Annotated in this window: 11 protein-coding genes; 9 read left to right on the forward strand and 2 right to left on the reverse strand. The window is 44.7% G+C overall.

What is annotated here, in order from left to right:
• Window positions 1–294 precede the first annotated feature (294 nt).
• Together BLHYD_RS05710 and BLHYD_RS05715 are read left to right on the forward strand one after the other, a co-directional pair.
• A complete protein-coding gene (locus BLHYD_RS05710) occupies window positions 295–3888 on the forward strand; it encodes an ABC transporter ATP-binding protein/permease (RefSeq protein ID WP_005944579.1) in 3594 nt (1197 codons plus the stop codon).
• A 244-nt stretch (window positions 3889–4132) separates the two neighbouring features.
• Complete coding sequence (locus BLHYD_RS05715; protein WP_005944581.1) at window positions 4133–4492, forward strand: hypothetical protein; 360 nt, start codon at window positions 4133–4135, stop codon at window positions 4490–4492.
• A 96-nt stretch (window positions 4493–4588) separates the two neighbouring features.
• Here the strand turns inward: BLHYD_RS05715 and BLHYD_RS05720 are convergent, their stop codons facing one another.
• Entirely contained in the window at window positions 4589–6376 is a 1788-nt protein-coding gene (locus tag BLHYD_RS05720) for a sigma-54-dependent transcriptional regulator (protein ID WP_021846123.1), read from the reverse strand.
• Between the two features lie 355 nt (window positions 6377–6731).
• On the opposite strand from BLHYD_RS05720, the gene BLHYD_RS05725 reads away from it, so the two are divergent.
• The 7 genes from BLHYD_RS05725 to BLHYD_RS05755 all read left to right on the forward strand — a co-directional run bounded on the left by BLHYD_RS05725 (window position 6732) and on the right by BLHYD_RS05755 (window position 14535).
• Window positions 6732–7886, forward strand: coding sequence for an iron-containing alcohol dehydrogenase (locus BLHYD_RS05725; protein ID WP_021846122.1), 1155 nt, complete (start codon window positions 6732–6734; stop codon window positions 7884–7886).
• Window positions 7887–7904: 18 nt separating this feature from the next.
• Window positions 7905–8948 (forward strand): 4-hydroxythreonine-4-phosphate dehydrogenase PdxA, encoded by a 1044-nt coding sequence (gene pdxA / locus BLHYD_RS05730; RefSeq protein ID WP_005944587.1) that lies wholly within the window; start codon window positions 7905–7907, stop codon window positions 8946–8948.
• An 18-nt stretch (window positions 8949–8966) separates the two neighbouring features.
• Window positions 8967–10220 carry a four-carbon acid sugar kinase family protein gene (locus BLHYD_RS05735; RefSeq protein WP_005944589.1) on the forward strand — a complete coding sequence of 418 codons (1254 nt, stop codon included), beginning with the start codon at window positions 8967–8969 and terminating at the stop codon, window positions 10218–10220.
• A 21-nt stretch (window positions 10221–10241) separates the two neighbouring features.
• Complete coding sequence (gene dapA / locus BLHYD_RS05740) at window positions 10242–11150, forward strand: 4-hydroxy-tetrahydrodipicolinate synthase (protein WP_005944591.1); 909 nt, start codon at window positions 10242–10244, stop codon at window positions 11148–11150.
• A 27-nt stretch (window positions 11151–11177) separates the two neighbouring features.
• Window positions 11178–12167 (forward strand): hydroxyacid dehydrogenase, encoded by a 990-nt coding sequence (locus BLHYD_RS05745; protein ID WP_005944593.1) that lies wholly within the window; start codon window positions 11178–11180, stop codon window positions 12165–12167.
• Between the two features lie 30 nt (window positions 12168–12197).
• On the forward strand, window positions 12198–13529 hold the full coding sequence (locus BLHYD_RS05750) for an SLC13 family permease (RefSeq protein WP_005944595.1): 1332 nt from the start codon (window positions 12198–12200) through the stop codon (window positions 13527–13529).
• Window positions 13530–13656: 127 nt separating this feature from the next.
• Window positions 13657–14535 (forward strand): MBL fold metallo-hydrolase, encoded by an 879-nt coding sequence (locus BLHYD_RS05755; protein ID WP_040350242.1) that lies wholly within the window; start codon window positions 13657–13659, stop codon window positions 14533–14535.
• 67 nt (window positions 14536–14602) lie between these two features.
• Here the strand turns inward: BLHYD_RS05755 and BLHYD_RS05760 are convergent, their stop codons facing one another.
• Entirely contained in the window at window positions 14603–15475 is an 873-nt protein-coding gene (locus tag BLHYD_RS05760; protein WP_005944599.1) for a YitT family protein, read from the reverse strand.
• Window positions 15476–15601: the final 126 nt, after the last annotated feature.

A 15601-nucleotide genomic window follows, 5' to 3' on the forward strand; every position in this document is an offset into this window, starting at 1 on the left:
GCGGCGTGCGCATCCTTAGCGGAGCGTTTATGCAACAGGAAAAAACTTTCGCGCATTCGCGCGAAAAGGGTTTTCCTGGTACATAAAAATTATATCATGAAAATGAGAAAATTAACGAAAAACAGAGATTCATAATGTACAAGGAGAAAGAAGTCGTTCTTGTTCTAGCATCCAATATCTTGTAAGGTGTTTTAGTCACAAAGAATTCACAATTATTTTTCAGTGGAACATTGAGAGAATTTTTAGGAACGCGTATACTGAAGAAAGTATACGCGATTTTATGTAGATAGGGAGATGAACAGAGTGCTTCAGATACAGCACATATGCAAAGAATATACCACCGGAAAATTTGTGCAGAAAGCCCTGGATAATGTTAGCTTGAATTTAAGAGACAATGAATTTGTGGCAATTTTAGGCCCCAGTGGTTCCGGAAAGACCACACTTTTGAATATCATCGGCGGTCTGGACCGGTACGACAGTGGAGATTTGATTATCAACGGAATTTCCACAAAGCAGTACGAGGACCGGGACTGGGATTCTTACCGGAACCATACCATCGGGTTTGTATTCCAAAGCTATAACCTGATTCCGCACCAGACGGTTTTGGCCAATGTGGAGTTGGCGCTGACGATTTCTGGCATTGGAAAAGCAGAGCGTACGGAACGGGCAAAGAAAGCCTTGGAGGAGGTGGGACTGGGAGAACAGTTCCATAAGAAACCCAACCAGATGTCGGGCGGCCAGATGCAGCGGGTGGCTATTGCTCGGGCTTTGGTGAATAATCCGGATATTCTGCTGGCGGATGAACCCACTGGGGCACTGGACAGCGATACTAGTGTTCAGGTGATGGAGCTTCTGAGAAAAGTGGCGAAAGACCGTCTTGTGGTCATGGTCACTCATAATCCGGAACTGGCACAACAGTACGCGACACGAATTGTGAATCTGCGGGACGGCAAGATACGAACGGATTCAGACCCATTTGAAGTAGATGAGTCACTCTGTGAGAAACCTAAGCATCAGAACATGGGGAAATCCTCCATGTCTTTTTTGACAGCTCTGTCTTTGAGCTTTAACAATCTACGGACAAAGAAGGCCAGAACTTTGTTGACTTCTTTTGCAGGTTCTATCGGTATTATCGGGATTGCTCTAATCTTAGCGCTCTCCACCGGGGTGAATGCCTATATTCAGACTGTGGAGGAGGAAACTCTCTCCGAGTATCCGTTAGAGATTCAGAGCACGGGATTTGATCTGACCTCTTTAATGGCCGGCAGTGCCGGAGCCGGAGGCGATGAGGACGGAACGGACAGAGAGATTCATGTCATCCAAATGATCACCGATATGTTTTCCACGATGGACTCCAATGATTTGGCATCCTTGAAGACATATCTGGACAGTGGCGACAGCAAAATAGAAAATTATATCAATGCGATAGAATATTCTTATAATGTCTCTCCACAGATATATAAACAAAATGGGGACGATATCCGCCAGGTGCATCCGGACACTTCTTTTGAAGCTCTGGGATTGGGGTCTTCCACCAGCTCCAGCAGTATGATGTCCTCAATGATGAGTACGAATGTTTTCTTTGAAATGCCAAAGAATGAGGATTTGTACAAAGATCAGTATGATGTGCAGGCAGGGCGGTGGCCTAAGAATCACAATGAGTGCGTGGTGGTTCTCACATCCAGCGGCGGCATCAGTGATTTTATGCTGTATACGCTGGGACTGCGGGACCCGTTAGAGCTGGATGAGATGATTCAGCAGTTCATCGATGAGGAGGATGTTGAGGTTCCAAAGGATATGGGGGACTATTCCTATGAGGACCTGCTGGGGATTACTTTCAAACAGGTGAATAGTTCGGATTATTACCAGTATGACAACGAGTATGGATTATGGCGGGATAAGCGCGAAAACGACAAGTATATGAAAGAGTTGGTGGAGAACGGAGAAGATCTGAAAATTGTCGGCGTGGTTCAGCCCGCCGAGGACGCCAACGGAGCACTTTTGAGCACTGGCATCGTTTATCCTGCTGAACTGACAGAGTATGTGGCCAAAGAGGCAGCAGGCAGCGAAATCGTGAAAGAACAGCTTGAAAACCGAAGCCTCAATGTGTTCACTGGAAAAGCCTTCGGGGAAGAAAGCGAGGAGAATGAATTCGATATGGACTCGTTGGTCACTGTGGATGAGGAAGCTCTGCGGGAGGCATTTGGCATGGATGGAGGGCTGGCGCTGGAAGATTTGACGGGCTCTGTTGACCTCTCGGAGCTGTTCGATACGAACGGTTCCACGATTGACTTAGGCGGGATGATGGACTTTAACGATATGCAGATCGATCTTCCTGCCATGGAAGGGCTGAATTTGGAGGAAGTGCTTGGGAATATAGAGCTGTCTGTCTCTGCTGAAAATTTTGGAGAGATTTTCGACGGACTGCTGGCCGGATACCAGGAGTATGCGACTGAAAACCCCCAGGCGGACTATTCACATTTAGGAGAGAATTTTCTGGAATACCTTCGATCCGATGGGGCAAAGGAGATTTTAAAAGAGCACATTTTAGGAATTATTCAGGAGAATGGTGACATCATCGTTTCTACCGATCAGTTTGAACAGCTGTTTCGGGAGATTCTGACTGGGTTTCTGGCCTATGTGCAGGAAAACAATTATACAGACGTCTCACAACTGGAAACGTATCTGATGGAGTATTTGCAGACGGAGGAGGCCAGACAAATTTTGGAGAACTGGGTTTCTGAGATTCTCGATTCCAGTAGTGATTTAGAGGTGGCCCCGGAACAGCTAGAAGGACTGGCGATGGCTCTAGCGAGCGGATATCAGGAGTATGCTGTAGTCAATGGACTGCCAGACCCTGGACGAATGGGAGAACATTTTTTGGACTATCTGGGGACAGAAAAGGCTCAGCTTCAACTGATGCAGGGACTAATGGGCGCGGTGGATACGGAAGGACTTAGGCAGCAGCTTAGCAGCGCTTTTGAAGGATACTTTAAGGAGATGATGTCCACATATTCTGAGACGCTTTCCGCAGGCATGGAATCTCAGATCTCTTCTGTAGTGGAGCAGCTAATGTCCCAGATCATGGAGCAGATCAGTACCCGGATGGAGACGGCAATGCAGCAGGCCATGTCCCAGATCGGGGATAGCCTGGAGGACTCCATGAATATTGACGCTGAGGCTTTTTCCGACGCCTTTTCCATGAATATGACCGGGGAGGAATTGGTAGAGTTAATGATGTCCATGAGTAGTACCGCCAATGCCACTTTTGAAGGGAATTTACAGTCGCTTGGGTATGTGGATTTCGATGAGCCCAGCGAGATCAGTATCTATCCAAAGAATTTCGAGAGTAAGGAAGAGGTCATTAAGGTCCTGGATTCGTATAACCAGAGAATGGAAGACGAAGGCAGAGAGGATCAGGTAATCACCTATACTGACGTAGTGGGGACTTTGATGTCGTCTGTCACCGATATCATTGATATCATTAGTTATGTGCTGATCGCATTTGTAGCAATTTCCCTTATTGTCTCCTCGATTATGATCGGAGTCATCACTTATATCAGTGTTCTGGAGAGGAAAAAGGAGATCGGAATTCTGCGTGCGATCGGTGCTTCTAAGGGGAATGTTTCTGAGGTGTTCAACGCGGAGACCGTCATCATCGGTCTTTGTGCGGGACTGATTGGAATCGGCCTAACTCTGTTTTTGCTGATTCCTGGGAATATGCTGATTCATCATCTGGCGGATACAGACAATATCAATGCGGTGCTTCCTGTCCAGTATGCGGTAGTCTTGGTGCTTCTCAGCGTGCTTTTAACTCTTTTGGGAGGTTTGATTCCCTCGAAGAAGGCAGCTAAGAGCGATCCAGTGACAGCGCTTCGAACGGAATAGAGAACCATGGTTAGATTTTTTGCCGAATAAGACAAAGTTATATAAAAATAGGACTTATTGTATCCATGTAAAAGGCTATCGGATTGTAGACGGGGAGAAAATCTAAAGTGACTGGTCGCCGATGAAAACGTGCGTACAAAATAAACGGCAGAAAGCTGTGCCTTTCTTTTGTTCGCTGAATTGCAAATTCTGAGAGAATATGGTACAATATGAGAAAATTTCAGAATAAGTGAGGTCGCAGACTATGAAGAAAGAAGTATTGGATTTTGTTGTGGCTAAGACACAGGAACTGATTGACGCTCCTACCTGCAGCAGTGAGACGAGAGCGTCTGCTAAAGAGTGGTTAAGCGCGGTGGGAACGGAAAAAGAAGCTGATGAGACCAGAAAATATATTGCGGAGTTGGAGGCAGATATCATGCCCATCGACACACTGATAGCTTTTGCGGAGTCAGAGGGTGGGGCAAAAGTATTTGGTCCGGATAAGACAAAAGAAGTTGCGCAGCACGCAAAAGATATCAAGGCAGCAGGAGCAGTTTACTGCGACTGTCCGGCTTGCGCGGCAGTGGAGGAGATTCTCAAGAAAAAGGAAGAGATGCTTCAGTAAAGAGACAATTTTCTGAGATATGAAGATGCCAGGAATCTTAAATTAAGGTTCTTGGCATCTTTTATTGTGTAATAAGCTGTACATGATATCGCGCGATTATTTCCCGTAATTTTTCAAGATTCTCCAAAGGGTACTTCGGCTAATACCTAGCCGACGAGAAGTTTTTTCTTTGTTTCCATGTTCTTCTTTTAGTACAGTTTGGATGATTTGGTAATTGATCTCGTCTAATGTCTGATGGAGGTCTAGATTAGCAGAAGGGAGGCCATAAGAAGGCGTGGTCTCCTGTTCCAGCATATGTTTTACATCCTGGTATACGATATAAGGAGTTTGAGTGATCACGATGAGCTCTTTCAGTACATGCTGCAACTGGTCCAAATTGTGGGGCCAAGAAAAATTGGTCATAAGTTCCATGGCCTCTGTCTCAAAACCGATGATCTGTTTTCCCAGGGAGACGTTCAGCTTGTGCAAATGCAGGGCTGTGATACTGGGAATATCGTCCGCGCGTTCTCTTAGAGGAGGAAGCTTTAAGGTTAGGCAGGACAGATGATTTTCTAGGTAATCCCGAACGGTGGTAGTCTCCGGGTATTGATCAGAGTTTAACACCAGAGAGAATAAAAGTCGGTTTCTCTTAGCTAGGTTGGTCTGTTCCAGATAGAGAAAAAGCTTTTCGGCCTGATTCTTAGAGAGGGCTCCTGGATTTTTAATATAGATAGTGGAATGGAGGCTGTTTAAGGGGGAATTATCGCTGCTGATTAAGGTGTTCCACTTTCTTTCATTCATAAACTCACAGTCTATTTTGTAGAAGGGTGAACTGTCAAAAGGGCCGTTTTCATAGAGAAGGGAGGCCACTTTGTCTTTTCCGGTGCCAATTTCTCCAATCATTAGGATTGGCAGGCGACTTTTGCTGTACTCCTCGATCATGTGAGAGATGTTCCCCATGTTGTTAGAGCTGCTGTAAAAATCTAGGAAATCATTGGGCAGTTGGTCAGATTTATTGTAAATAGTAATTCCGAAGTCCTCCTCAGGATAGAGCGCCTCTTTTTGCTGTATGGTGACAGCGGTATATTTCTGTTCCGCATAATAGAGATGGCGATTCTTGAGGGTATAGATTTTGTCGCGAATCTGCCTTTCGACACATTGATTGGGAACCTTCAGGAAAGCGCTTAGATAAGTTTGGACAAAATGCATGAGGGATACATTCATCTCATCGACCACCAGACTGGAAAACCAAAGGGAGCCCGCAGGATCGTAGATTAGAAATTCACGGTCCTCATTGGTAAGGAGTGCCTGAAACAGATCTTTTTGTTTGTATACATGCTGAGAGGAACGCACGAGTTTTACTGCCTCGTCAATGGCGTCATTGATGCTCTCAGTTCCGGAGGTAATCAGGATAGAATTCAGGTTTAGCTTTTTGGCAGCGTTTGAGCCGGTCATATCGCAGAGGACCAGGGTACAGCCCTTTTTTTTGGCGGTACGCAGGGCAGCGACCGCATTCTCCTCACTGGAGAAGGTGATGATATCAATGTCATACTGAAGTAAATCACAGAGCACACGAGCATAACTGGTTATGCCGGAAAAACCGGCGATGACAAATTTTCCGGAATAATTCTGCGCAAGTTTGATAGTACGTAGGATATCATAGCCGGATATGGAGATATCGACGACGGGTAGGTCTACGGTAGAACGGATTAATTCGGCAGTACCGCCGCGAGAGATGATGACATCGTAGTTTTTGTGGGCCAATTCCATGGCTATTTTTTTACCAGTATTCAAATCGCCGGTCTGTGCAGTGAGCTCGATGTCGTCCCGCTGGCTAGCCAGGATAGCGATAGTATCAGCCATGCCCTCATAGGGCGCGACTGCGAGTATTTTTATTTTCTGCATGAGCATTCTCCTATTCTTGGTTTACCCGAAGCGGGTAAGACTGTATGAGAGATCATATGGAATCCTTACCTTCAGTGTACACATGGATAAGGAGGGTATCTATAAGTTAATCCAGAAGTGTTTTATTTGTCAACTGAAAAGGGAAGGTTTTTGAAAAAAAAGATTTAAAAGTCAACATATAAAAGAAATAAATAAAAAATGTGTCAAAATGAAACTAACAAAACTTAATACGTTTCAAATTAAAACAAAAAATAAAATTGAAAGCGTTGAATAGAATCGAAAATCAGTGTATTGTATAGAAAAAGAAACAAAGAACCAAAAAACGTATCATAATGAAACAATTGGAGGAGATAAAATGAATTATCAAATTAAGATTCCGTCATGCGTATGCGGCGGAGAAGGATGCGTTGAGAATATTAAAGACATCATTAAGAAAGAAAATGCGAAAAAGCTGATTGTGTTTACAGACAAGGGAATCCGAGGTGCCGGTCTTCTAGATATTCTGACAAACACATTAGATGAGATAAAAGCGGAATATCAGATTTTTGACGATCTTACGGCGGAGCCTGCTTATCAGGATGTGGAAAGAGTCATCAAGGAAGCAGAAGGCTGTAGTGGGGATTTGATTGTAGCCATCGGCGGCGGAAGCGTTATGGATGCGGCCAAATTATGCTCTGTCTTAAAAGGAGCTAGCTATACAGTGAGAGATCTTTTGAAGGATCCGTCTTTGGCAAAGAAACAGGTGAAAACCGTGATGATTCCGACGACTTGTGGAACCGGTTCAGAGGCCACCTGTAATGCGATTGTTGCGATTCCGGAAGAGGAATCCAAAAAGGGTATTGTCAATGATAGCATGATTCCAGATTACGTGTTGCTGGATTCTCAGATGATTAGAAAACTGCCGAAAGCGATTGTGGCAGCGACCGGCGTAGACGCGTTGGCTCATGCGGTGGAGTGTTATACCTCCAAAAAGGCTACTCCATTTTCCGATACGTATGCGGCAGCTTCTGCGAAATTGATTTTCAAAAATATTAAAGAAGCTTACGACAATCCTGAAAATATGGAAGCAAAAAATAACATGCTGTTGGGCGCATTTTACGGCGGAGTGGCAATCACAGGAAGTGGAACGACTGCGGTTCATGCGTTGTCTTATCCATTGGGAGGAAAATACCACATCGCTCATGGTGTCTCCAATGCGATTTTATTTGCTCATGTGATGGAATATAACAAGAGCGCTTGCAGTGAGAGACTTGCGAAGCTGTGTGATGCGGTATTCCCAGAAGAGCATGAGAAGACCGTAGATGAGAAAGCAGAGTATATGATTGGGCAGATTGCAGATATTGTGAAAGCGACAAATATTCCTACAGATCTGAATGAGTTTGGCGTAAAAATGGAAGATTTAGATTTCTTGGTAGATGCGGGAAGCAAACAGACCAGGCTGTTGGTCAATAATATGAAAGAGCTGAGCTTGGATGATATTCGAAATATTTATCTGAAAGTACTCAAATAGAATAGGGAGGGACAGCAAATGAACAAGAGACCGATTGTCGGAATCACCATGGGAGACCCGGCAGGAAACGGTGCAGAGATTACCGTAAAAGCTTTGGCGAATCCTGTTGTATATGAGAATAGCCGCCCGATTGTAATCGGAGACGCAAATTGTATGGAACAAGCGGTAAAAATTGTAGGGCAAGAAGGAAAAATCAGGATTCATGCAGTAAAAGAAGTCAAAGACGCATGTTTTGAGTACGGAGTCATTGATGTCTATGATATGGGACTTGTGGATATGGAAAAACATATCTTTGGAAAGGTTTCAAAGATGTGTGGTGAGGCTGCATTCCAGTACGTGGTGAAGGTGATTGACTTGGCTATGAAAGGAGAGATCGACGCTACGGTGACGAATGCTCTCAACAAAGAAGCAATCAATATGGCTGGGCATCACTATTCTGGACATACTGAGATTTACGCGGATTACACAAATACTTCCAAGTATACAATGATGCTGGCACATGATAATCTGAGAGTTGTTCATGTATCGACTCATGTATCACTTCGGCAGGCTTGTGATCTAGTGAAAAAAGACAGAGTTTTGGAGGTAATCCGAATTGCGGATAATGCTTGCCGGGCTCTTGGAATTGAGAATCCCAACGTTGGAGTAGCCGGGTTGAATCCCCACTGCGGTGAAAATGGAATGTTTGGAACCGAAGAGATTGAGGAGATACAGCCTGCGATTGACGCGGCGATGGCAGAGGGAATTTGCATACCGGAGAAAAAACCGACTCCCCCAGATACTGTGTTTTCTAAGGCTTTGGGTGGTTGGTATGACATCGTGGTCGCTATGTACCATGACCAGGGACACATTCCACTGAAGGTAAAAGGATTTGTATATAACAGGGAACTGAAAAAGTGGGATGCGGTAGCAGGGGTGAATGTGACTCTTGGAATTCCAATTATCCGGGTCTCTGTGGATCATGGAACAGGTTTTGGACACGCTGGCACCGGGTCCGCTGATGAGTTGAGTCTTGCAAATTCTATTGAGTATGCCATCCGCCTTGCGAATAACAAGAAGTAGCAGGAGGAAGGAAATAAGATGGTAAAGCTGTTAATGATAGCAGATGATTTTACCGGAGCTTTAGACACAGGTGTTCAATTTGCAAAACGAGGAATCTGTACTCAGATTTTTACAAAGCAAAAACTGGAGGATGCGGATGTCAGACCTGAGACGGAGGTCCTTGTGGTTGACACCGAGTCCAGGCCGATGGAAAAAGCGGAAGCTTATGAGGCTGTACATGAGATTGCGGCCTGGGCGGTCCGCCGAGGTGTGAGGATTATCTTTAAAAAAACAGACTCCGCGCTTAGAGGCAATATTGGGATTGAGCTACAAGCAGTCGCTGACACGGACAGAGATGAGACGGTGTTTTTTATGCCAGGTCATCCGACAATTGGGAGAATCACGGAGAACGGAACGCACTACATCGAAGGAAAGCTGCTACAAGACAGTGTCTTTGGCGCGGACCCCTTTGAGCCAGTTAAGAAATCTTACATACCGGACATCATAGCGGACCAGAGTGAGATACCGGTCCGGTGTCTGAGAAGAGAAGAACCCATTGAGATCTGCGGGGCAGATAACTGCCGAGTGGCTGTCTGTGATGTGACCTGTACAGAGGACATTGATCGGCGTTTGGAAGAGCTGAAAGCACAGGGAAGGCTGAAGCTTCTGGCAGGCTGTGCAGCTTTGGCAGACCGCCTAGTGGAGATCATTCCTTTTCACTATGCAAAAAGGAAAATGTTTCAAAAGACAGACAGTCTGTATGTGGCATGCGGAAGCTTGAATCAGATTACCCGGGAACAGGTGGAATATGCTGTGAAGGAATGCGGTTTTGCCTGCAGACATCTGACCATGGAGCAGAAATTATGTCCGGCGTACTATGAGACTCCGGAGGGAAAAGCGTTTATTGGAGAAATAGTAAAGCTCTGCGAGACAGAGAAGAAAATAGTGGTCGATACTTTTGACGGAGAAGAAGATATCCATGAATATAGGATGATCCATGGAATTCCTCAGGCGGATGTGCGTTTTCTGATTTCAGAGTCACACGGACATATCGTGAAGGAGATTGTAGACCGGCGGATGGATGTCACGATTTTGATGACTGGCGGAGACACTTTGATGGGATATATGAAGCTGATCGGCTGTACACAGCTAGAGCCAGTCTGCGAAATCGAACCAGGGGTGGTCGTGTCCATGCTGGTTTGGAATGGATACCGGCAGCAGGTGATCTCGAAGTCAGGCGGTTTTGGCACGGAAGATATCATGGGAAGAATTGCACAGAAAATAGTAAAATAAATTTTAAGGGAGATAAAAGAAATGAAGAACGTAGAATTAAAAGGAATTATTACACCAATTTTGACTCCTATGAATGCGGACGAGAGCGTAAATCTTGAGGAACTGCGCAATCAGATCGAGCGTCTGATTGACGGTGGTGTACACGGGATTTTCCCCTTTGGCACCAATGGAGAAGGGTACATTCTGAACGAAAAAGAAAAAGAGGCGGTTCTTGAGGCTGCGATTGACCAGGTCAAAGGACGTGTGCCGGTATATGCTGGCTCAGGATGCATCTCTACCGCAGATACCATCCGTATGAGTGTAAGAGCACAGGAATTGGGCGCTGATGTATTGTCCATCATCACTCCAAGCTTTGCGGTTGCCTCTCAAAAAGAACTGTACGACCACTATGTGGAAGTGGCAAAGCATGTGGATACGCCGATTGTACTGTACAATATTCCGGCTCGTACTGGAAACAAATTGTTGCCTGAGACTGTGGCGAAATTGGCAAAGGATGTAGATGTGATTGTGGGAGCGAAGGATTCCAGCGGTGATTGGGAAAATCTGAAAGCCTATATCCAGCAGACCCGTGATCTAGAAAAAGATTTCTACGTGTTGTCAGGCAACGATTCTCTGATTCTTCCTAGTCTGAAAGAAGGTGGATTCGGCGGAATTGCAGGCTGTTCTAATGTATATCCGCATGTACTTTCTTCTATTTATAATCTGTTTAAAGAGGGCAAAATTGAGGAAGCTGAGGCAGCTCAGGAATCTATTGCCAGCTTCCGTGCGGTATTTAAATATGGAAATCCAAACACAGTTGTGAAAAAAGCAGTATCTATGCTGGGTTATCCTGTCGGTGACTGCCGTAGACCTTTCAACTATCTGTGTGAGGAAGGCGTAGAGGCTTTGAAAAAAGTGCTGAAAGAAAACGCAGATAAAGGAATGAACTAAAATACAGGAAGGAGAGAAGGTAGGAACATGAAGTTCGTGATGACACAGGCAGTATGCCCGGAAGGATTCGAGATGTTGGAAGGGAAAGCTGACATTTATGTAGCTGACAATGCAGACCCGAATAACTATCTGGATGAGATGAAAGAGGCGGACGCGCTAATTGTCCGTATCGCAAAATGTGACGGGCATGCAATTGAAAACAGTCCGAATTTGAAAGTGATTGGACGTACCGGTGTGGGGTATGACTCTGTCGATGTAGAAACTGCGACTGCACACGGAATTCCAGTTGTGATTACGCCAGGAGCAAATAACCGCAGTGTCGCTGAACATGCAGTCGCCATGATGTTCGCTCTGTCCAAGAATCTGGTGGAGGCTCAGACAGAGATGTGCAGAGGAAACTGGAAAATCAGAGATGCGAAAAAAGCCTTTGAACTGGAAGGAAAGACTGTGGGCATCTTAGGTCTGGGGGCGATAGGAAGAGAGACGGCCAAGATCTGTCAGGGATGTGGCATGAAGATCGCGGCTTATGACCCTTTTATGTCAAAGGAACAGATCGAAGGCTTCGGCGCTGAATACTATGAGAGTTATGAGGAACTGCTGAAGATCAGCGATGTAGTGACCATTCATGTGCCGTTGACGGAAGAGACCAGAAATATGATTGCAAAGGAACAGCTGGAGACTATGAAGAAAACTGCGCTGATTATCAATTGCAGCCGCGGAGGAATCGTCAATGAGGCAGACCTGGTGGAAGCTCTCAAAAATGGGACGATCGCAGGTGCAGGCACGGATGTGTACTGCAACGAACCGCCACAGATGGATGATCCGTTGTTGAATTGTCCGAACTTGATTGTTAGCCCGCACTCTGCGGCACAGACACGTGAGGCGGTAATTAAGATGGCGAGAATGTGCGTTAAAGGCTGCCTGGCTGTGGCAGAAGGGAAAAAATGGCCGTATGTAGCGGATAAAGCGGTCTACGATCATCCGAAGTGGAAGGATGCTGTGTGGGCTGAAGGATAAAAAAACGTTTGTTTGGAGGGATAAGAAACAATGGCTTCAAGTACAGTTGCAATTATTATCATCGCAGTTACGATTGCGTTCTTTATCTGGAATAAATTTCCGATGAGTGTTGTTTCCATGGCAGGAGCCGTGGCGATGGCAATGTTAGTGCCGGAGGTGGAGCTATCGGCAGTATACGAAGGCTTTTCTGCTCCTGGATGGATTATGGTAGTAGGTATGTGTGTCGTGAGTGCGGCTTTGTTTGAGACAGGAGTCGCAGACCGTATTGGAAATGCGATTGGAAACTCTTGGTGGGCTAAATCTGAGAGACGTTTCGTGGTGGCTGCGAGTGCGTGTTGTACGATTATGTCTGCGTTTATGAGCAACAATGGAACGGTAGCGATCTGGATGCCTCTGATCGCTGTAGTAGCGGCAGCTTCTGCAGGAAAAATTCGTTCGAAAATTGTTATCTTTGCAGCAGGAACCGGCGCTATTATCGGTGGAGGTACTACATTGATTGGCTCTACTTCTCAGTTGGCTGCGAACTCTGTGCTTCAGGGATACAAAGGCTATGAAGCAGGCCTGGGTGTATTTGACATGACGAAGATTATGCTGCCCGTTTGTATCGTACAGATCATTTTCTGGGGAACGATTGGTTACTGGCTGCTGAAAAAAGTACTGAAACCGGAAGATCCTCATTTTAATGATGGAAATATGTATGCAGAAGAGCTATTTGCAGACCAAGGAGCAGATAAATATGCAGATGTTCCAAAGTGGAAAGGAAATGTTGCTCTGGGGACTATGCTTTTATGTATCGTGCTGTTTGTAATTCAGGGATTCAAACCTTTCAGTAATTTCCTGAACATTGGTTTGGTAGGTATGATCGGTGCGGTGATTGTAATTGGAACTGGCTGTATTTCTGTGAAGAAAGCCTATGCTGATCTTCCTTGGGATGTATTCATCGTAATTGGTACGGTAAGTACGTTGGGGACCGGTTTGGACGTTACCGGCGGTGGAAAAATGATTGCCGATTTTGTGCTGGGATTCTTTGGAGGCTCCAATGCTTCGGTTCCGATTTTGACAGTAGTTATCGCAGTGCTGTGCAGTGTTCTGACCAATGTGATGTCCAACAATGCTACGGCAGCTATGCTTTGCCCGATTTGTATTCCGATGGCTATTGCTCTGGGAATCAGCCCGATTCCATGGGTAATCCTGATTGCGGCTACATCCAACTTTGCGATTGCGACTTCTTATGGAACAGCGGTAAACATTCAGATTCTGCCGGCAGGCTACAAATTCATGGATTTTGTAAAGATAGGCGGACCATTGTTGATTATCTCTATTATCGTCGTTGCAATTACTGCAAATATGATTTTATTTTAACATAAGTGATAAGGGGCGAAGGCTGACACATTATAGGAAAGAACTTTCATGCATTAGCGGGACAAGGTCCTTCCTATAACATGAACGATGTGGCTTTGCCCCTTTATTGATAGAGGAGTGATACCAAATGTCGATGAAATCAGAGTATGGGTTCTATATGCAGCAGCAGAATGCGCTAAAGGCAAGCGGAAACGGTCGATTTTTTACAGACCAGGAAAGCAGGTATACAGAGCCTTTTCAGATTTATGGAAATCTATACTATGTGGGAGATTCGTGGGTATGTGTACATCTTGTGGACACAGGAGATGGATTGCTGATGTTCGACGCGGGAAACTGCGGTGCTCAGGCCATGTTGGTTTATTCTATATGGAAGGCAGGATTTGATCCAGCTGATGTAAAATGGATAATTCTCTCCCATGGACACATGGACCATTTTGGAGCAGCTAATTTTTTTAAAAGAATGTTTGGAACTAAAATCTATTTAAGTGAACCAGACGCTAAGATGTTCCGGGAGCATCCAGAACAGTCTATGGTGCAGATCAGTGGAAATTGTATGGATGAGTTGTTTGAGCCGGATGTGGAAATTCATGATGGAGAGCGACTAAAATTTGGCAGTACAGAAATTCAGTTTTATCTGGTACCGGGGCACACAGAAGGGTGTATCGCCTGCTTTTTCGATGTGACAGACGGCAAAGAGAAAAAACGTGTGGGATATTATGGTGGATTTGGTTTTAACACGCTCCAAAAAGACTTTTTGATGGAGATTGGAGATATGACTTTTGAGATGCGAAGGAAGTATCTGAATTCTTTGAAAAAAGTGAGAGATGAAGAGGTAGAATTGTTTATGGGCAACCATACCGCTAATGTGGATTTACTTGCCAAGCGTAAATATATGCAGGAACACCCAGATAAAAATCCTTTTTTGGACAGCCAAGCTTGGAAAGAATATCTGGATGAAAAGTATGAAGAGTTGTTGCAGTTGATGAATGATCCGAGACAGAACTAAGATAGGTAATGGAACTGCTTTAAACAGGAAATCCCTGCCGGTGTGGTGGAATACCGGCAGGGATTTTTTATTCAATATTTTCGTCGTTCAGTTTATGAAAATCTTTGTTTTCTCCAAATACGTGGACCAGGGGAACTACTTTTATGAAACAGTCAGACTTCTCATTTTTTATAAAATTTCTGAGCTGAATATATTCTTTTGAATTACAGACACAGTCCATCTGTATTTTTTCTTTTCTTGTATATCCTCCGATCACGTTGGCGATGGTGACGCTTTTTTGAATCTTGTTGATGATAAAGTCTTCGATATTTCCCATGTCTGTTCCAATTAGCTGTACTTCATAGAGTTTAGGGCCGAGATTGAATACAATATGATTCATACAGTTGATAAAGATCAGTTCTCCTACGAACGAATAAGCTACGATGTCTAGGCTGAATGCAGTCAGCATAATCAGCATGATCGCACATTCTATGGCGAGCATGACATTTTTTAGATCGGTGGTTTTGAATATACATTTTTTTAAAATTTTTGCCAGGGTGTCGGAACCCCCGTATGAATAACCAAGGCGATAAGGAATGCCTGCACCCAGTCCGTAGATTACACCGAAACAAGCTACGGCAATCAGCTTTTCCTGGAAGATGATTTTTATATCCACCAAGTTTAATATCCAAAGTACTGCTGGATACATGACAGACAGGATTACGATATTGGACATATCTTTTTTCCCCAGAGTCAGCCAAGTAATAAACAGAATTAGCAGGGTAATTCCATAATAAATCAGAGCATAATTTACCCCGATGAATTTTGAGAGCGTCATGGAAAGTCCCGTGACGCCAGTGACAGCGAAGCCATTGGGAATCGCGACCCAGTTTGTGGCTATACTACAGAGTAGACAGCCAACGATTAGCATCAATGGTTTTCTGAATGGTATTTTTTCCATAATTTCTCCTCTCTTTTGTTATGTCCTCCACGGATGATTGTTCACATGTTTGACAGGAGACGAAGATGATGTCCTTGCCAGTGGAGGGCAAGAACATCTTATCACAAAAATTGGGAAATGTCTTTC

Source organism: Blautia hydrogenotrophica DSM 10507 (assembly GCF_034356035.1).
In the GTDB taxonomy this organism is placed as follows: domain Bacteria; phylum Bacillota; class Clostridia; order Lachnospirales; family Lachnospiraceae; genus Blautia_A; species Blautia_A hydrogenotrophica.